Here is a 17,719-nt window from a genome sequence, read left to right on the forward strand (position 1 = left end):
CTAAATCGCTTGTTGTTGTAGTTGTTGCAAAGTCACGCTTTGCACATCTACCAGCTTATTCAGTTGTTGCGTTAAAAGATAGATGGGTTTGTCGCTGTCGACAGTCATATTGATAGCATAATGCTCTTCACTGCTGGCTAATTCCAACGCCGTTAGCTTGAAACCACGGTGGCGAGCAACTCGTAAAAAGCGTTCAACGGCGACGGTTTGATTGGCAAGATGTAAAGTTAAGCGATGTTTCATGGTTGCCCCTGTTGGTTTGTTTGCGTCAGCATTTGATCGTTCGCGGCACCTGGCGGTACCAATGGCCAGACGTTATCGGCATCATCAATACACACATGCAGCAAATACGGGCCGTCACTGCTATGCAACTCGCTAAGCGCAGCCTGTACTTGCTCCTGGGAAGTGATGCAGCGCCCTGCGATGCCAAAAACGCGCGCTAAAGCGACAAAATCTGGATTGTCAGAAAGGGTCGTTTCACTGTAGCGTTCAGCGAAAAATAGCTGCTGCCATTGGCGCACCATACCCAACCTTTGGTTATCAATAACCACTATTTTAATATCTAAATTATTACGGCGGATGGTGGCCAGCTCTTGAATATTCATCATGATGGAGCCATCACCAGAGACCACCACCACGGTATCTTCGGGGCGGGCGATTTTCGCGCCAATGGCAGCAGGTAAACCAAACCCCATAGTTCCTGCGCCGCCGCTACTTAAATGGTTGCTCGGGTGGCTAAATTGCATGTGCTGCGCGACCCACATTTGGTGCTGACCAACGTCACAACATACCACTGCATCGGCACTTAGCTGCTGCGACAGTTGATTAAGTAAAGCTGGTGCATACACGGTTTCACCGGGGTAGTCGTAGCGCCACGCATGCTCTTGGTTTAGCTCCTCAACATAGTTACACCATTGCGGCTCGCTGACAAAACACTGCAATTGCGGCAGTGATATTTTTAAATCCGCCACCAGCGATGCATCTGTAGGCTTTCGCTTGCCAACTTCAGCAGCATCGATATCAAGGTGCACAACTTTCGCGTTCGCCGCGAACTTAGTCAGGTTGCCGGTCACGCGATCGTCAAAACGGGCACCTATACACAACAGCAGGTCACATTCTTGTACCGCCAAGTTAGCGGCCTTAGTGCCATGCATACCTAACATGCCCAAATTAAGTGGATAATCCGGTGTGACGCTGCCTAACGCCTTAAGTGTTTGCACCGCTGGCATATTGGTCTTGTATAGAAACTGCATGAGTTGCTGCTGGGCTCCAGCACTTTGAACCCCACCACCGATATAGGCCACTGGCCGCTGAGCTTCGCTTAGCAACTGATTAGCCAATTGAACTTGTTGCTGGCAAGGTTGCGACGTCGGCTCTGATTCGGCTAGCCAAGGCTGGTAATGCGCCTCATTCATTTGAATATCTTTTGGAATATCAACAAGCACAGGGCCTGGACGACCACTTTGAGCTAAGTGGATGGCTTGTTGCAGGGTATGCGCTAAATCTTCACTGCGCTCAACCATAAAACTATGCTTAGTGCATGAAAGAGACATTCCCAAGACGTCAACTTCTTGGAATGCATCCGAGCCGATTGCCGCTGTGGGTACCTGCCCGGTGATGGCTAATAACGGCACGGAGTCCATCATGGCATCGGCAAGGGCGGTGATCAGGTTTGTGGCTCCCGGGCCACTAGTGGCCATGCACACACCCAGTTTGCCGCTACTGCATGCATAACCCACAGCGGCGAAGCCAGCTCCTTGCTCATGGCGAGTTAAGTAATGAGTGACTGGAGATTCATAAAGGGCATCGTAAATGGGCATGATGGCCCCACCAGGGTAACCAAATACCTCGTTTATGCCCTCTTTGGCTAATATGTCGATCACTAATTCTGCGCCAGTCATTTTTCCTCATTCCTCAATGTGTTGGCCCATAAACGAAGAAGCCCCCCGAACTTTTCAGTGCGGGGGGCTTCTTTGCGAAATTACTTTTTTAACGCACTACAAAGCCCCCGTGGTAATAATAATCACCACGACGTTAATCACTAGGACTAGGCTAAGTTGCGTATTCAACATGTACTTTTCGCTTCGCTTTTTTAAGTTTGTTACCGCATTTCTGCGCTCTTTTTCTATTAGTACCTTGGCAGCCCCTCTAAGTCAACCATAAAAACAATGCGAAACAACTAAAAATGACGACATTAATCACATAAAAAAACCTCAAAAGTCAGTTAAGAGAAAAATAATTCCAACTTTTTCATTGCGACATTAAAACGTATTTAACATAGTGTGCTGTAACAGCTGAATATTTTTAGTAAAAATGGTCAGCCAATAGGCTAAATTACCGAACTCAGTTACACTGGCTAAAAACAACTACCTCTGGATACCATTATGAAAAAAACCTTCTGGCCACTGCTGTACATTTGTTTTGCATTTTTCACTCAGCTCTGCCTCGCAAACACCACTCCGGCACTGTGGCAAGTGGAGAAAAATGGCGTTACTTCCTATTTGTTTGGCACTGTGCATGTTGGTGATGAAGCAATGAAAGGCCTCCCCTCTTATGTTGAGCAAGCAATCAGCCGCAGTGATAAAGTGGTCGTTGAAGTAGATATTAGCGCGCTCTCACCTATGCAGATTCAACAACGCTCCATGCCGCTAATGATGCTGCGTAACGGCCGCACGCTAGAAACTGAACTGAGCAGTAAAAATTATCAACGCCTCAGTGACTATTTTGCACAAAAGAGTATTAATATTGCCATGTTCTCGGGCTTAAAGCCTTGGGCCGTTTTACTCACTATGGTGCAAATCGAGTATCAAAATGCAGGCTATTCAGAGCAAAACGGAATCGACAAGCAAGTGTTAGCTAAGGCAAACGCAATAGGTAAGCCGATAATGGAGCTCGAGTCGCTAGAGCAGCAACTAGAAATGTTCAGCGCCTTAGATAATTACGCTGATGAAATGGTCAACGATACTTTTCGCCAACTCAAAGACCTCGACCACTATTTTGCTCGATTGATCAGCGCGTGGAAGCAGGGAGATACTGACATACTGAGGCAGTACTACCACGATGCTTTTGATGACTCTGAATTCGGCCAACTTAACGAGCATATTTTACTTATTGAGCGTAATCAAAACTGGGTCGCACAACTTAACCAGCCAATGCAGCAGCAGTCACTGTTTATCGCCGTAGGTGCGCTCCATTTACCGGAAAAAAATGGGCTCGTTAACCTACTGCGCGAACAAGGATTTACGGTTACGAAAAGGCAGCCCTCTCAATAACGTGTTTTTTCAATAACGCGCTCAACTGCTGAGTATTGACCGGCTTGTTAAGTACGGCATTGGCACCGACAGTGATACTCTGCGCGATGCGATGCTCATCTTGACTGGCAGTCACCAAAAAAATAGGCACGCTGAGCGCTAAGCGCTCACGAATCTCAATAATGGTACTTATGCCGTCTTTGTTTGGCATATTTAAATCCATTAATACGCATTGATAGTGATGTTCTAGTAATTTATTGAGTGCTTGCTCACCATCATCAACAATGGTGGTGTTAAAGCCTATTTGCTGAGCTTGTTTAGCAAGCACTAACTGATTTATTGGGTTATCTTCAACAATCAGAATATCGCCATGCTGGCTGCTTGGCTCTAACCGGGCTTTGTCGATAGTAAGTACGGGCCAAGTTAGCTTGGCCTCAGTGCCTGTTGTGGTACTACGAATCGTAAGGCTTCCACCCACCTCTTGAGCCAACGCATACACGAGGCTGAGACCTAATTTCGCGCCCTGAAAGTGCTGTACCTGCTCGGTGTTGTAATACACAGCATGTTGCTGAGCAGCCTCAATATCAGCAGTAGCAATGCCATCGCCGTTATCTTTAACGACAACACTCAGCAGCCCAGATGGTTCATGGTATTCAAATTGCACATGCACCGCAGCGCGCGTATGTATAAAGGCGTTGCTCAATAGCTGATTAACTGCTTGGATTAAATGCAGATGATCAGTTTGTGCTTGAACAGGTAGGCTATCTTCACCCTCGACACTCAATCGCTGCAGGGTTTCAGACTTAAGCTGCCAAGGCGCCAATATTGCACTCACCGTTTGCTTTAATGACTGCTCGGTCACTAAAGTAGTAAACGCTCCCGACTTAAGCTTCTGCAATTCCAACATTTCTTGCACTAGCGCCTGCAAATGTCGGGCGCAGCCCAATGCCGTTTGCTGTTCTTCGCGACCAGCCGCATTATGAGAGTCCAATAGGCCAATAATCCCCGTAATTGGCGTCATTAGCTCATGACTCATATTAGCTAAAAAGTCAGATTTTACCCGATGCGCATGCGCGGCTTGACGCCGTTGGTAACGAAGCCGATAAAGAATGGCTGACACTCGACGTGTCAAAGGATTAAAGATGAGCCACCACTCACATAAAATAGTAGCAATGGCTGCCAGCGTTAAAAGGGGAATAACAAGCTGTAAATGTTCTATTTTTTGCTTAGATTTTGACTCTAATACGGTGACAACAGCATCTAAGTCCTGCAATAACGACAGTAGTTTTTGACCCTGAAAAGCACTTAAAGGTGCATCGCTGCGACTCGCTAACTGCACATACTGGCGCACCCGACCATCCAAGCCCTGCTGGTGATAAAGCGCCAGCACCTGAGGGCTTTGCTGCACCAACTGTGAGCCTAATAAAAACTCATGGTTATTATAAAAGCGCATAGTGGCACGAGCGAGTTGCTGCTGCTCAAAACTTACAGCACGGTCATTGACGGCCAATTTATGCAATGCAATCTTCTGCGAAAGCATCCGCTGCATACCTGCAATATTTATTACTTTCGCGTCATTTCGCTGCATATTGATACTTTTCATCACATACACTGTAGAGCTAAGTATGACAACAACAAGCACACTGGCTGCCCAGAAATAACGTTTTTGTAAGTGTTTGGTAAGACGTTGCATAAGAGGGCCTTTGCAATAACCCCTTAATACTGACACAAAATCAGCCTTTGTAAAATTTGTTCTCGCTTTAGCGTTGACAGCGTTAAGCATAAAGTGATTGAATAAAAAGGCACCCTTATTGAGTCGGCCGCATGTGCTGTGGTCGCAAGGGCTAGAAGAGGAGCGTCATTCAGGTAGTTATGGGAAGGAGAGCAAACTCCAAAGCACCATAACGAGGGGAATGTACGCCGAGAGACCTGTAAAGTTTGCTACTTACTGTCTCGGGCGCATGGGTTGAATCCCAGCGACTGTCACCATAAGCGCTTAGCGCTATGTTTTTGGTGGAGAGCTTCTGGTCTTAGTAACGCTGGGCCCATTTGGCTCTGTGTTTTAAGCCCATTCGCTCTTCGAATTTAACCAGTTCGATGCGAGGCGGGCAACCCCTTCCTAATTCAATCGAACTCGCACTAAGTTCGTGAGAGATGACTACAACTCATTCTTTAGCAGATACCATTGTCTGGACAGCATTGATCACTCCGATGCATGCTGACGGCAGTATTGATTTTAACACCTTAACCCTACTTGTGCGCGAGCAAGAGCAAGCGGGAAACGGCATTCTTATTCTTGGCTCTACTGGTGAAGCTCTGGCTCTCAGTATAGATGAGCAACAAGCCGTAGTTCGTCACGTTACGGCGCTCACCTTGCGTGTGCCACTGATGGTTGGCGTGGGGGGGTTTAATCTTAGCCAGCAACTACAATGGCTTAGTTTTTGTAACCAACACCCCATAGACGCCTACCTTCTGGGAGCGCCCCTATATGCTAAACCGGGTATTCAAGGGCAGCTACATTGGTACTCGGCACTGCTGGATGCCAGCAAAAAGCCGTGCATGTTGTACAACGTGCCCGGACGCGCCGCAGTTAGTATTCCCCCAACAGTCTTAGCACAGCTACAGCAGCACCCACTGTGCTGGGCACTTAAAGAAGCCAGCGGTGATATTGCACAATTTGAGACTTACCGCGAAGCCGCGCCTGAGTTAGCAATTTTCAGTGGCGACGACGCGCTGATGCCTTATTTTGCTCAGGCCGGTGCAGCGGGCCTTGTATCTGTGGCCGCCAACGTCTGGCCACAGCAGACACAGCACCTGGTACAACAATGCCTTCAAGGGCAAAGCATCAATGCCTTTGTCACCTGGCGCAGTGCAATTGATGCGCTGTTCAGTGCAGCCAATCCAGTGCCCGTTAAGTGCCTTTTGCATGCTCTTGAACGCCTCAACAGCCCGGTATTACGACCACCATTAAGCCACCTTGAGCTTAATGACACACAACCACTTCTTAATGCCCATGAACGCATTGTTGCGTGGGCACATTGATAAAATTAGTTAACAAGGTACCTCAGTTATGAGTTGGTTAGACTTACTAAATGACCTCGAAAGCGGCCACGTACGCGCCGCAACACAAGACGAACACGGCCAATGGCACGCCAATGTGGACGTAAAAAAAGGCATTCTCGAAGCCTTCAAAAATGGTAATAACACCGAGTTTGCGGGCGGCTTTGTTGATAAGCATAATCTAGCTCCTCGCGGTTTTAGCGCCCAAGATAATGTTCGTATGGTGCCTGGCGGTAGTGCTGTGCGTCGAGGCGCTTACGTTGCCCCTGGCACCATCATCATGCCACCTGCATATGTCAATATTGGTGCCTTCATCGATAGTGGAACTATGGTCGACAGTCATGCCTTGGTGGGGTCATGTGCGCAAGTGGGCAAAAACGTTCACCTCAGTGCCGCCGTGCAATTAGGTGGCGTGCTCGAGCCAATTGGCGCTAACCCTGTGGTGATTGAAGATGATGCCTTTATCGGCGCGGGCTGTGTCATTGTCGAAGGGGTGGTGGTTCGCCAAGGTGCGGTACTCGCCCCTGGTGTACGTTTAAGCGCCACTATCCCAGTATATGACTGCGTTAACGAGCGACAACTCGATAAGGGCGAAGCGATTCCGGCCAACGCCATCGTTATACCTGGCTCCCGCCCAAGCTCTAGCACTTGGGGACGCGAACAAGGGCTCAGTATGAGCTGTGCGCTTATCGTAAAATATCGCGATCAGCACAGCGATGCATCGCTGGAGTTAGAAGAGGTATTACGCTAATGCCTGTCTCTGGCGCATTGTTAAACGCTTTTGATACCCTCACTCAGGAGCGCCAAGAACCTTGCTTTGTCTACGATCTTGACAGTCTACGTAAGCACCTTGATGAGCTGATGGCGCAAGATGTGGTGAAGTTATGGTATGCGGTAAAAGCTAATCCTTTATCTGCGGTTGTCGAGACTCTGGCAGCCGCTGGCTTTGACTTTGATGTCGCCAGCAGCGGTGAGCTCAATCAGGTGCTTTCACAGCATGTTGGTGCACAACGCATCCTCAACACCGGGCCGGCAAAATCGCGCCAGCAGTTAGGCGAATTCTTAGACGCTGGGGTACGTACCTTTGTGTTGGAGAGTATCAATCAAGTTCGCTGGCTTAATGAGCTGGCGTATAACCAAGGTATTGAAGTGGATGTGTTGCTCAGAGTGCAGTTGCGCTGGCCAGAGGGTGAGCGCAATCCGCTCGGTGGCAATACCCTGACTCCGTTTGGCTTAGCGCCAGAGCAGTGGCAAGGGCTCTACTTAGCCGACTATCCTGCGCTGAATTGCATTGGCCTGCATATTTTTCAGTGGGGCAACATGCTTGATGCGGCCCAGCTGCTTCACCTATGGCAAAGCATGTTAGCGCCATTACAAACACTCTGTGAACGCCTTGGTTTTGCCATGCAAGTACTGGATTTGGGTGGCGGCTTAGGCGTTCCTTATGACAGCGAAAGCAGCCCGCTAAAGTGGCAGGATGTGCTCGGCGCACTGCGCGATATTAAGCGGCAAAGCGGCGTAAAAGAGTTGTGGATGGAGCTGGGCCGTTACGCCGTCGCACAATGTGGTTACTATTTAGACCCCGTCATTGAACAAAAAACAAATTATGGCGAGCGCCAACTGATCGTCGCTGGTGGTATTAATCATCTTTTACGCCCCGCTGTGGCAGGGCAAAACTTCCCCGCGCAGTTATTACGCCGAAGTACAGCCGAACAGGTAAACTATCGTATCCATGGACCTTTGTGTACGGCGCTGGATAGCCTAGGACAACACTCGCTGCCTGAGGATATTGATGAACATGATTGGCTCGTGTTTATGCAGGCCGGAGCCTATGGCTTCACCGAGAGTATGCCATTTTTTCTGTGCCACTCATTGGCTGGTGAATACGTGTTTGAGCACGGCACTTTGCGCGTGGTTCGCGAGCCACAACCGGCCAGTTTTTATCTGAGGTAAATATGCACCCTGTCAGTCAAGAAAACATTTATGTGGGTGAGGTAGCCAATGGCCTGCCATTAACCATTCCAGTTTACCGTTTAAAGGGTAATGGCACAGGTAAAAGCGTGTATATTCAGGCCAATATGCATGGCGCAGAGGTGCAAGGTAATGCTGTCATTTACCAACTATTGGAGCAGTTACAGACCCTAGAGCTTAACGGCGACATCACCCTAGTCCCCTATGCGAACCCCATTGGTTGCAACCAAAAATCAGGCGAGTTCACACTGGGCCGCTTTGACCCTATTACCGGTGTTAACTGGAATCGTATGTATCATTACGATAGCCAGTTGCCAAAGCTCATGGCCGAGCAATGCGCGCATCTGTCTAGCGGCGAAATTCGCAATACATTTCAGCACGCGCTAATTGCGAGTGTCGACGCTCAACTTGAGGCCCCTGCGCACACGCTGTCAACGGGTAAGCGCATCGCTTTGCAACTTCAGCAGCTCGCACATCAGGCCGATATTGTTTTAGATTTACACACCGGGCCGATATCTACTCAGCATTTGTATTGTCCTGAATATGCTCGTGCTAGCGCTAAGTATTTTAATATCGCTAACGTTTTACTTATACCCAATGAGTTCGACGGTGCCCTAGATGAAGCGGCATTTTGCCCTTGGTGGCAACTTAAGGCTCAGCTCAATGCATTGGACTGTGCTTTTGAAGTGCCTGTGGAAGCATTTACCGTTGAGCTTGGCTCACAAGAGCGTATCGACCTCAGTGCCGCCAAAGACGATGCCGACAATATTTTAACTTATCTTAACTACCAAGGCGTGTTGCAAGACGCACCCTTCTACCCAAAAGAAATGACGCGCTATGGTTGTATGCTCAGCGATTATAAAACCTATTATGCCCCGATGGGGGGAATGGTGGAGTATTTAGCCCCACTGGGGGAGCCGATTGCAGCGGGAACTCCAATCGCCAACATATTGCGTATGGAGCGATATTTAAGTGAAACGCCGCTGCACACTTTACGTGCTGACAGCGATGCGATTGCCATTCTCCATTTTGCCTCTGCGAGTGTAAATCAGGGCACCGAACTCTATAAATTCTTTACCAACACCTTCGAGTTGTAAACCATTGCGTGAGAGTCAGTGAGTTTACTCACTGCCAGTGGGCGACTTTGTCGCCCACTTTTTCAGCCTAAATTCACCCGCTTGTTGCTAAAAAGGTGTACTATTGATTTCATCTTCTGTCCCTTTTATTCAGCACACGGATTTTTATGAATTGGCGATACACTTTATTGGCTTTGACCCTGATCGGCCATGCGTGGGCGGATGAGCCTGCAACAAATGCAAATAACGAACAAGACAATGAGCTAAGTATTGTCAAACAGTGCATCCTTAATGAAGCGATTGCCGGTGATGGTAAACAAACCTTGGATGAGCTTCGTAAAAAGTGCTCTGATTTAGAAGAAAGTAAACAGCTTACAGCCATTGATAAGCGCAAGGCTCGTGAAGAGGTGACGGAGAAAAACCGCAATGTGATCACGCCGCACAAGCGCAACTATATTTTGCCCGTGACCTACATGAAGCACCCTAATGAAGAACCCTTTGGGGATATCAGTGCTTTAGGCGACACCAATACCGGCGAAAACTTAGATAATGTTGAAATTAAGTATCAGCTGTCGCTAAAAGTACCGCTTTACGACAACTTCAGTGACGAGGACCAAGCCGTCTATTTCGGCTTTACTTTGCAATCTTATTGGCAGTATTACAACAAAGATATTTCTGCGCCATTTAGAGAAACCAATTATGAGCCGGAAATTTTTTGGATTAATTATCTAGACCCTGAAAACGTGCTTTGGGGCGACGAAATGGCCATTGCAGTGGGTGCTGTGCATCAATCCAACGGCCGTAGCCAACCTTACTCGCGTTCCTGGAACCGCTTATACGTCGACTTTATTTGGGAAAAAGACGGCTATGTATTTAGCTTTAAGCCGTGGTACCGCATCCCTGAAGATGAAAAAGAAGATCCTATGGTTGCCGATGGTGATGACAATCCAGATATTTATAAATACATGGGTTACTTTGAGCTTAAAGGCGTGCGCCGTTTCGAAGAGCATGAGTTTAGCTTTATGCTGCGCAACAACCTAAACTCGGATAATCGCGGTGCCATTCAACTAGATTGGTCTTTCCCTGTGTGGGGCCGTCTTCGTGGCTATGCTCAGTACTTTAATGGTTATGGTGAAAGCTTGATTGACTACAACCAAGACACCGAGCGCTTTGGTGTCGGTATTCTACTCACCGACCTTCTGTAGTATAAAAGAAAGCCCCTTCAGGGGCTTTTTTAATCTTACTCACTTTTAACGATAACAAAGCGGCCGGTAAACTCCCCGACCAAAATGTCGCCATCATAAATGTGTACTGGCACCTGATAACGTGCTTTCCCTTGGGTTGTTAAATCGCCAACATTCCCCTCACACTGGGTTAAATCAACCTGGGCTCTAGGCTCTTTGTTTATAGGTTTAAGGTACTTTATCTGCGCATCAGCAAGCACAATGTCCCCCATAAGTTGGGACTCTTGAAGTGCCAAATAAGTTGCTCCCCACCCTGCTAGCGTTGCCATAGAATAAACAGAGCCAGCAAACATGGTGTTGTGCACATTAACATTAGCATCCAGATCAGCACTGACACTAAACTGCCAGTCAGTATACGTTTCTACTTTGATTCCCATCTTATCGCTGATAGGAATCGATTCGCGCCAAGTGTCTTGCAAGACCTGAGTCCAATCTGGATGACGAAACCAACCTGGCTCGCTAGGGCGTTGCTTTACCATTTTCCAATGCTGCACATCACCAAAGGCAAGATGCGCTTTTTCTTTAAGCTCGTAGCCATGGCGTTGATAAAACTTCAAAGCTCGCTCGCGAGCAAACAAAACCAATTCACTCGCATCCTGATTCCAAGCTATTTTCTCCAGCTCATGTAATAGCCGGCTACCCAGATGTTGGCCTCGGTGAGCGTCATCCACAGCCATATAACGCACTTGGGCTTGTTGCGAGTTATTAAAGTGCAAACGTGCCACGGCGATCACCTCACCGTCCTTATTCTTAATAAACCGATGCTCTGACTCTTGTTCTAAATCATCCTGCTCGCTGCCTCTAGGCTGCTCCCAAGGTGCACGCAAAACTTGCCAACGTAAATGATAATAGGCCTGCCAATCATCGCTACTTTGCGGAATAGTTACTTCGAACATGCCAACTCCAGATAAAAAGTGATGCCTCACCTTACAAGATTTACCAACGGGATAAAATAAGACCAAAGCACTGCGGTTTCTCGCACCGTAAAATTTAGTGCACAATTAGGTAAAATGTCACAAGGTGTCTATGCTGTTGTTATGGAAACAGTAATCGAACATAGCGGAGCCGTCTCCGAGCGCTTTGTTGCTGATTGTGCAAATATCGGCCAACTTTTGTATTGGCACAAATTCGGCTGCACAAGTATTCAGGTACGCCAACATAAACAGTTTCGCTGGTTGCTGATAAACCAAACACTGCAATCCATTATTGAGCGCAGTCGCCCTAATCACCTACTTTTTCCGCACCTACAAATTTTTGCTCAGTATTGGCACACCTTGCCCACCCCGGACAGAGTTCTGGAATTGGGGCTAGGTGGGGGGGCGATACGCAACTATTTACACCACAGCTACCCTGATACCGAGCTTATTTCCGTGGAGCAAAACCCCGATATTATTCATTGCTATAAACGCTACTTCGGTGGTCGTCATGACACCACTTTACGCTGTGCCGATGCCGAGCAAGTACTGAGTGAGCCTGGGTGTTACGACTGGATAATCATTGATTTATTCAGTGAGCTCGATGCTCCAATGTTCCTCTACAAACATCGGTTTTACGACAAAATACGCGCTGCGTTGAACCATGATGGGCACCTCTTTATCAACTTTTTGGCCCACCATGAGTCACAGTTGCAGCAACTTAAACACTTGTTGATAACTTGTTTTGGCAAGCCACCCGATATGGTTAAAGTAAAAGGCTACTCCAATCATTTAGTGTTTTTGTCCCGTTAAACGGCTAAATTGAACGTCACCGGGCCATCATTGACTAATGATACTTGCATATCTGCAGCAAATTGTCCGGTCGCCACAGTGATGCCTGCTGCTTTAGCTTTATCAACAAACAGCTCATATAGCTGTCTAGCTTGTTGTGGCGTTGCCGCACTGGAAAAGCTAGGACGCATCCCTTTGCGAGTATCGGCGGCAAGCGTGAACTGCGACACCACCAAAAGCTCACCACAGGTGTCTTTTAGGCTTAAATTCATCTTACCTTGCTCATCGGTAAAAATACGATAGTGACTCACTTTATGGAGTAGTTTGTCGACCTGTTGTTCGCTATCGGCCTTTTCTACGCCTAATAACAGCACAATCCCTTGGTCTATTTTCCCTACTACATGCCCTTCAACGGTGACTTCGGCGCGACTAACGCGCTGTATTAATCCTTGCACTGCTGCCTCTTTAACTTCAAATACATATGGTCGGTTGCCCGACATTGAGCTTGGCAATATACCTCATCAGCCAAGCTGTGACCAAGGCCTTCAAAAATATCTAAATGTGCTTGTGCGGCCGTGGCAAATGCTTGGGCTCGCGCGTATGAACACACCAAGTCGTGGCGCCCGTGAACCATCCATACCGGCAGGCCTGCGAATTCCTTGGCATGGTCCATGAGCATATCGTCACGTAGAAAAAACTGGTGTTTGAAGTAGTGCAGCTGTAGCTGTGCTCGGTTGATAAGAGCAGCGGGTTCTAGCAGTTTAATACTTGGTGCCGTGCCGCAACATAAGGTTTCCTCCCAGGCCACCCATGCTTTGGCGGCTTTGAGCTGCGTGGGCTCGCTGTCACTAAAAAGTTGCTGATGGAAACCTTCGATCAATGCTGACGTTGGCTGGTTTTGTGGGTTAAATTGGCGATAATATTCAGGGTAAAATTGTGCTCCGGCGCCACTTTTCCCCAAACACCAGTCGTAATCCTGTTGGCTTGCAAAAAAGCTGGCCCAAAGCATCAAAGCGCTTACGTGCTCACGGTGTTGCAAAGCATACACCATCGCTAGGGTAGCCCCGAAAGACTCTCCACACACAACCCAGCGGCCAATTCCCAAATGACGGCGAATGCATTCGAGATCGCCAATCAAGTGTTCCAGGGTATTATGCTCGCAACTATGGGGGGTGGAATTACCACACCCTCTTTGACTGAAAAGTAAAATTCGGTAGTGCTCGGGATTAAAGTGTGCGCATTCAAAGCGACTGAGCCCTCCACCAGGCCCCCCGTGACAGACAATCACCGGCAAGCCATCCCCGCTGCCATGTTCCTCAATTTCTAGTTGGTGCCCTTGTCCGACCAAGACATGGTGGGTTTTTCGTGGCGCACTAACGGGGTAGCTCAATGCCATTGTTACTCCTTAAGTGCGCGCTTCTCCTCGGCGACAATATCATCGATAGGAGGCTTGCTCACACTGATACACACAGTGAACTCTGCACCGAGTAGTACCACAGCCCACGACAGATACACCCACACAAATAAGATAGGTACTGTCGCTAGCGCCCCATAAATCACTTCATATGAGGGGAAATGACTGATGTACATAGCAAACCCCTTTTTTGTCAGCTCAAATAACAGTGCTGCAAAAATAGCCCCGGGAACCGCTGCTCTAAATGGAACTCGTGTATTTGGTACTAGAGTATAGAGCATCACAAAGCCAACAGTAGAAATAACGTAAGGAAGCGACTTTAAAACAAAACCACTAAAACCAGGAATGCCACCATCAGCAAAAGACACCAAAGACACAATGTAAGACGTGGCACCAATACTTAACCCAAGCAATACTGGCCCTAAACTCAGCACCATCCAATAAATAGCGAAAGAAATAACCGCAGGGCGTTTCTTTTTGATACGCCAAATCCGGTTTAAGGTGAGATCGATATTACGTATTAAAAATAACGCCACAACAGCCAAGAAAGAGACCCCCACGGCGGTCATTTTATTCGCATTCCCTGTAAATGCGCCGATATGCTCTTTAATTACATCCGTTGAGGTGGGCACCATGTTATTAAAAATAAAGCTTTCGATGGCAATACGGGTATCTTCAAAGCCAGGAAAAGCCGAGAAAATGGCCACACCTACAGCAATTAAAGGCACTAAGGAAAGCAGGGTTACATAGGCTAGATAGCCTGCGTTAACAGTGATTTGATCTTCCATACACCGAGTAAAAAAATACCGCCACCAGCGCGGCTGTGCTTTTACCCAGATGGAGAGTTGCGCTTTGATTTTCTCACCGTTGAACTGCATGAGTTACCTAAAATATGAAAAACCTTTTGCTTATCATAGCAATCGACCACATAATTTACAGTATCAAGTATCCATACAAGGGTTGAAAATGATTAAAAAAATCGCGCTAGCTACTGCATTTATGACGCTCACAGCGTGCCAGTCCGCTTACTATTCGGCAATGGAATCTGTCGGCGTACATAAACGAGATATCCTTGTTGATCGCGTTGAGGAAACTAAAGAGTCACAGCAGGATTCACAACAGGAATTTCAGTCAGCATTGGAGCGTTTAAGTACGTTAATTAACTTCGATGGCGGTGATTTACAAGACGCGTACGAGCAGCTCAATGATGACTATGAGTCAAGTCTAGCGGCGGCTGATGAGGTCTCAACTAACATTGATAAAGTAGAAGATGTGGCAGAAGCTCTATTTGACGAATGGGCCGATGAACTAGAAGAGTACCAAAGCGCCGCTCTTAAACGCGAAAGCAGTAAAAAGTTGCGTGCCACTGAGCGCCAATTTGAGCAGCTCCTGCGCTCTATGCGTGCCAGCGAGGCGAAGATGCAACCCGTGTTAGAGTCTTTACAAGACAACGTGCTCTACCTTAAGCACAACCTCAACGCGCAAGCAATCGCCGCGATAAAAGGTGAATTCACGAATCTTAAGCGCGACATTCAAGTACTTATTGATGATATGAATCGTTCAATCGAAGACTCTAACCGCTTTATTGAGCAAATGAATCAAAGCTAACTCTCTTTGATAACCCACTGCCCGCTTGATGGCGGGCATGTTCTACTTGTTGTACTACAGTAAACTGCCCCACCCCACTATCTAACTTTTCAATAGTCATGGTGAATTGCCATGCCCCTTGGCCATCGACATGTGTTAACCGCATATCCAGCACTAAATGTTCTTGCCTATCTAGGAAAAGAGTGAAATGAGCAAGACTTTATTCCAACGATTTCACACAGGTAACAACACCCAGAGCATTTGCTTTAGGCATAAAAAAACCCGCAACACAGTGCGGGTTTTTCAAATTAAGGGCTAATTAGCTCTTCTTTGATTCACGAGATGCGCGCTTACGCTCGCTCTCAGTCAATAATTTCTTACGGATACGGATGCTTTCCGGAGTCACTTCTACCAGCTCATCATCATCAATGAACTCAAGCGCTTGCTCAAGGGTCATCTTGATTGGTGGCACAAGTGTTTGCGCTTCATCAGTACCTGAAGCACGCACGTTGGTTAACTGTTTGCCTTTTAGGGCATTAACCGTAAGGTCATTGTCACGGCTGTGAATACCGATAACCATACCTTCGTATACTTCAACACCATGGCCGATAAATAGCTTACCACGCTCTTGCAAGTTAAATAGCGCGTTAGTCAGCGCCTTACCTTGGGCATTCGCTATCAATACACCGTTCATACGCTGGCCGATCTTACCGCCTTTGTGTAGGCCGTAATGATCAAACGTGTGGTACATCAAACCAGAACCTGAGGTTAACGTCATGAAATCAGTCTGGAAACCAATCAAGCCACGGCTTGGGATCATAAAGTCCATACGAATACGGCCTTTACCATCTGGAGACATATCAGTCATTTCTGCTTTACGTAAACCCAGCTGCTCCATGATAGAACCTTGGTGCTCGTCTTCACAGTCGATAGTCACTGTTTCGTAAGGTTCTTGGATTTCACCATCAACTTCACGCAAGATAACTTCTGGACGAGACACGGCAAGTTCATAGCCTTCACGACGCATGTTTTCGATAAGTACGCCCAAGTGTAGTTCACCACGGCCTGATACACGGAAGCTATCAGGGTTATCGGTCTCTTCTACACGTAATGCCACATTATGAACTAGCTCGGCTTGCAAACGCTCAAGGATATTACGTGAGGTGACGTATTTACCTTCTTGGCCAGCAAAAGGTGAGGTGTTTACAGAGAACGTCATGGTAACAGTAGGCTCATCAACACTCAGTGCTGGTAACGCTTCAACTGTGTTGACATCACAGATGGTATCAGAGATTTTCAACTCGCCAAGGCCACTCACCGCGATGATGTCGCCGGCAGTTGCCTCTGTCGCATCATGACGGTCAAGACCTAAGTAAGTAAGCACTTGGCCCACTTTGCCGTTACGTTTACTACCATCAGCACCGACAATAGTAACCTGCTGATTTACTTTCACAGTACCACGCTTAATACGGCCTACGCCGATAACGCCAACATACGAGTTGTAATCAAGCTGTGAGATTTGCATCTGTAGCGGCCCTTCTGGATCCGCATCTGGTGCTTCAACTTCTTTCACGATGGCTTCAAACATTGGCTCCATGTTGTCAGAAGGCTCATCTAAATCGAGCGTTGCCCAACCATTAATCGCTGATGCATAAATAACTTTAAAGTCTAACTGTTCGTCGGTTGCACCTAAGTTATCGAACAAGTCAAATACTTGATCCATAACCCAATCAGGGCGTGCACCCGGCTTATCAACCTTGTTAATAACAACGATTGGCTTCAGCCCTTGCGCGAACGCTTTTTGCGTTACAAAGCGCGTCTGCGGCATTGGCCCTTCTTGTGCGTCAACAAGTAATAGTACGGAGTCAGCCATCGAAAGTACGCGCTCTACCTCGCCACCAAAGTCGGCGTGCCCAGGGGTATCGACGATATTGATATGGTAGTCTTTCCAGTTGATTGCCGTGTTTTTAGCTAGGATGGTAATACCACGTTCTTTTTCAAGATCGTTCGAGTCCATCACTCGCTCTTCGTTGCCACCACGGGTTTGTAGTGTGCCCGATTGCTCAAGCAATTTATCAACCAAAGTCGTTTTACCATGGTCAACGTGTGCGATAATCGCGATATTTCTTAACTTTTCGATGCTCATATATTTACTTAGAGGCTAACCCCATATTTCCTAAATGATCCACACCCAGCGGCGCGGGCCACCTGTGTCGAGTTTAAAAGGTCGCGTATTATCCCTTATAACGCCACTAGATGAAAGTTTATCCAGCTAATTAATTTACTTCCGTGCCTAACATAGCCTAGTCGCTTGACATAAAAATGACACCGAGATTGTGCTATCAGTGTTTTTTAGTGCGCTCACATCCTTATTTGAGTCATCCCTTGATACATGACAATGCAGCCTGAA

The 17,719-nt window shown here is 47.4% G+C and carries 17 protein-coding genes and 1 riboswitch; of the genes, 8 read left to right on the forward strand and 9 right to left on the reverse strand.

What is annotated here, in order from left to right:
* A complete protein-coding gene (ilvM, locus tag MHM95_RS10250; RefSeq protein WP_022943892.1) occupies positions 1-243 on the reverse strand; it encodes an acetolactate synthase 2 small subunit in 243 nt (80 codons plus the stop codon).
* Entirely contained in the window at positions 240-1,901 is a 1,662-nt protein-coding gene (gene ilvG / locus MHM95_RS10255) for an acetolactate synthase 2 catalytic subunit (protein WP_239385212.1), read from the reverse strand. Before ilvG ends, ilvM begins: the two co-directional genes overlap by 4 nt.
* A 483-nt stretch (positions 1,902-2,384) precedes the next feature.
* On the opposite strand from ilvG, the gene MHM95_RS10260 reads away from it, so the two are divergent.
* Positions 2,385-3,272 (forward strand): TraB/GumN family protein, encoded by an 888-nt coding sequence (locus MHM95_RS10260; protein WP_053910198.1) that lies wholly within the window; start codon positions 2,385-2,387, stop codon positions 3,270-3,272.
* Here MHM95_RS10260 and MHM95_RS10265 read toward each other — a convergent pair.
* The gene (locus tag MHM95_RS10265) at positions 3,247-4,944 is read right to left on the reverse strand and encodes a response regulator (protein ID WP_239385213.1); all 1,698 of its coding nucleotides are present in this window, start codon (positions 4,942-4,944) and stop codon (positions 3,247-3,249) included. The genes MHM95_RS10260 and MHM95_RS10265 overlap by 26 nt on opposite strands.
* 147 nt (positions 4,945-5,091) lie before the next feature.
* Positions 5,092-5,283: riboswitch (Lysine riboswitch) on the forward strand.
* Between the two features lie 122 nt (positions 5,284-5,405).
* Here MHM95_RS10265 and dapA point away from each other — a divergent pair.
* From dapA to MHM95_RS10290, 5 genes are all read left to right on the forward strand, one after another.
* Entirely contained in the window at positions 5,406-6,293 is an 888-nt protein-coding gene (dapA, locus tag MHM95_RS10270) for a 4-hydroxy-tetrahydrodipicolinate synthase (RefSeq protein ID WP_239385214.1), read from the forward strand.
* Positions 6,294-6,321: 28 nt separating this feature from the next.
* Positions 6,322-7,062, forward strand: coding sequence for a 2,3,4,5-tetrahydropyridine-2,6-dicarboxylate N-succinyltransferase (locus MHM95_RS10275; RefSeq protein ID WP_151173312.1), 741 nt, complete (start codon positions 6,322-6,324; stop codon positions 7,060-7,062).
* Positions 7,062-8,264 carry a PLP-dependent decarboxylase gene (locus MHM95_RS10280; protein ID WP_239385215.1) on the forward strand — a complete coding sequence of 401 codons (1,203 nt, stop codon included), beginning with the start codon at positions 7,062-7,064 and terminating at the stop codon, positions 8,262-8,264. The genes MHM95_RS10275 and MHM95_RS10280 overlap by 1 nt, the downstream gene beginning before the upstream one ends.
* A gap of 2 nt (positions 8,265-8,266) precedes the next feature.
* Complete coding sequence (locus MHM95_RS10285) at positions 8,267-9,379, forward strand: succinylglutamate desuccinylase/aspartoacylase family protein (protein ID WP_239385216.1); 1,113 nt, start codon at positions 8,267-8,269, stop codon at positions 9,377-9,379.
* Between the two features lie 146 nt (positions 9,380-9,525).
* The gene (locus MHM95_RS10290) at positions 9,526-10,563 is read left to right on the forward strand and encodes a phospholipase A (RefSeq protein ID WP_239385217.1); all 1,038 of its coding nucleotides are present in this window, start codon (positions 9,526-9,528) and stop codon (positions 10,561-10,563) included.
* Positions 10,564-10,598: 35 nt separating this feature from the next.
* Here MHM95_RS10290 and MHM95_RS10295 read toward each other — a convergent pair whose 3' ends face one another.
* Complete coding sequence (locus MHM95_RS10295; RefSeq protein WP_022946677.1) at positions 10,599-11,498, reverse strand: bifunctional GNAT family N-acetyltransferase/hotdog fold thioesterase; 900 nt, start codon at positions 11,496-11,498, stop codon at positions 10,599-10,601.
* A gap of 141 nt (positions 11,499-11,639) precedes the next feature.
* Between MHM95_RS10295 and MHM95_RS10300 the strand changes: the two genes are divergently transcribed.
* The gene (locus MHM95_RS10300; protein WP_239385218.1) at positions 11,640-12,329 is read left to right on the forward strand and encodes an SAM-dependent methyltransferase; all 690 of its coding nucleotides are present in this window, start codon (positions 11,640-11,642) and stop codon (positions 12,327-12,329) included.
* Here MHM95_RS10300 and dtd read toward each other — a convergent pair.
* The 3 genes from dtd to MHM95_RS10315 are packed head-to-tail and all read right to left on the reverse strand — an operon-like array spanning position 12,326 to position 14,600.
* Positions 12,326-12,763, reverse strand: a complete 438-nt coding sequence (gene dtd / locus MHM95_RS10305; protein ID WP_239385219.1) for a D-aminoacyl-tRNA deacylase — start codon at positions 12,761-12,763, stop codon at positions 12,326-12,328. The two genes, MHM95_RS10300 and dtd, sit on opposite strands and share 4 nt — an antisense overlap.
* Positions 12,751-13,704: an alpha/beta fold hydrolase gene (locus MHM95_RS10310; RefSeq protein ID WP_138549096.1), complete on the reverse strand. Its 954-nt coding sequence runs from the start codon at positions 13,702-13,704 to the stop codon at positions 12,751-12,753. Before MHM95_RS10310 ends, dtd begins: the two co-directional genes overlap by 13 nt.
* 2 nt (positions 13,705-13,706) lie before the next feature.
* A complete protein-coding gene (locus MHM95_RS10315) occupies positions 13,707-14,600 on the reverse strand; it encodes a virulence factor BrkB family protein (RefSeq protein ID WP_130148017.1) in 894 nt (297 codons plus the stop codon).
* An 88-nt stretch (positions 14,601-14,688) separates the two neighbouring features.
* Between MHM95_RS10315 and MHM95_RS10320 the strand changes: the two genes are divergently transcribed.
* The gene (locus MHM95_RS10320; protein WP_026111368.1) at positions 14,689-15,330 is read left to right on the forward strand and encodes a DUF2959 domain-containing protein; all 642 of its coding nucleotides are present in this window, start codon (positions 14,689-14,691) and stop codon (positions 15,328-15,330) included.
* On the opposite strand, the gene MHM95_RS10325 is transcribed toward MHM95_RS10320, so the two are convergent.
* Both MHM95_RS10325 and typA read right to left on the reverse strand, forming a co-directional pair.
* Positions 15,305-15,475: a hypothetical protein gene (locus MHM95_RS10325; protein WP_156148010.1), complete on the reverse strand. Its 171-nt coding sequence runs from the start codon at positions 15,473-15,475 to the stop codon at positions 15,305-15,307. The two genes, MHM95_RS10320 and MHM95_RS10325, sit on opposite strands and share 26 nt — an antisense overlap.
* A gap of 153 nt (positions 15,476-15,628) precedes the next feature.
* Complete coding sequence (gene typA, locus MHM95_RS10330) at positions 15,629-17,455, reverse strand: translational GTPase TypA (RefSeq protein WP_239385220.1); 1,827 nt, start codon at positions 17,453-17,455, stop codon at positions 15,629-15,631.
* Positions 17,456-17,719 lie beyond the last annotated feature (264 nt).

Origin of the sequence: Pseudoalteromonas sp. CnMc7-15 (assembly GCF_022347925.1) — a bacterium.
Taxonomy (GTDB): domain Bacteria; phylum Pseudomonadota; class Gammaproteobacteria; order Enterobacterales; family Alteromonadaceae; genus Pseudoalteromonas; species Pseudoalteromonas ruthenica.

What these genes read in the sequence shown, in the direction of transcription:
- MHM95_RS10310 (WP_138549096.1), bottom strand. Translation starts at nt 13,704, where the DNA reads ATGGCATTGAGCTACCCCGTTAGTGCGCCACGAAAAACCCACCATGTC.
- ilvG (WP_239385212.1), bottom strand. Translation starts at nt 1,901, where the DNA reads ATGACTGGCGCAGAATTAGTGATCGACATATTAGCCAAAGAGGGCATA.
- MHM95_RS10285 (WP_239385216.1), top strand. Translation starts at nt 8,267, where the DNA reads ATGCACCCTGTCAGTCAAGAAAACATTTATGTGGGTGAGGTAGCCAAT.
- typA (WP_239385220.1), bottom strand. Translation starts at nt 17,455, where the DNA reads ATGAGCATCGAAAAGTTAAGAAATATCGCGATTATCGCACACGTTGAC.
- MHM95_RS10280 (WP_239385215.1), top strand. Translation starts at nt 7,062, where the DNA reads ATGCCTGTCTCTGGCGCATTGTTAAACGCTTTTGATACCCTCACTCAG.
- MHM95_RS10275 (WP_151173312.1), top strand. Translation starts at nt 6,322, where the DNA reads ATGAGTTGGTTAGACTTACTAAATGACCTCGAAAGCGGCCACGTACGC.
- MHM95_RS10320 (WP_026111368.1), top strand. Translation starts at nt 14,689, where the DNA reads ATGATTAAAAAAATCGCGCTAGCTACTGCATTTATGACGCTCACAGCG.
- MHM95_RS10300 (WP_239385218.1), top strand. Translation starts at nt 11,640, where the DNA reads ATGGAAACAGTAATCGAACATAGCGGAGCCGTCTCCGAGCGCTTTGTT.
- dapA (WP_239385214.1), top strand. Translation starts at nt 5,406, where the DNA reads ATGACTACAACTCATTCTTTAGCAGATACCATTGTCTGGACAGCATTG.
- MHM95_RS10315 (WP_130148017.1), bottom strand. Translation starts at nt 14,600, where the DNA reads ATGCAGTTCAACGGTGAGAAAATCAAAGCGCAACTCTCCATCTGGGTA.
- ilvM (WP_022943892.1), bottom strand. Translation starts at nt 243, where the DNA reads ATGAAACATCGCTTAACTTTACATCTTGCCAATCAAACCGTCGCCGTT.
- MHM95_RS10325 (WP_156148010.1), bottom strand. Translation starts at nt 15,475, where the DNA reads ATGCGGTTAACACATGTCGATGGCCAAGGGGCATGGCAATTCACCATG.
- MHM95_RS10265 (WP_239385213.1), bottom strand. Translation starts at nt 4,944, where the DNA reads ATGCAACGTCTTACCAAACACTTACAAAAACGTTATTTCTGGGCAGCC.
- MHM95_RS10260 (WP_053910198.1), top strand. Translation starts at nt 2,385, where the DNA reads ATGAAAAAAACCTTCTGGCCACTGCTGTACATTTGTTTTGCATTTTTC.
- MHM95_RS10290 (WP_239385217.1), top strand. Translation starts at nt 9,526, where the DNA reads ATGAATTGGCGATACACTTTATTGGCTTTGACCCTGATCGGCCATGCG.
- MHM95_RS10295 (WP_022946677.1), bottom strand. Translation starts at nt 11,498, where the DNA reads ATGTTCGAAGTAACTATTCCGCAAAGTAGCGATGATTGGCAGGCCTAT.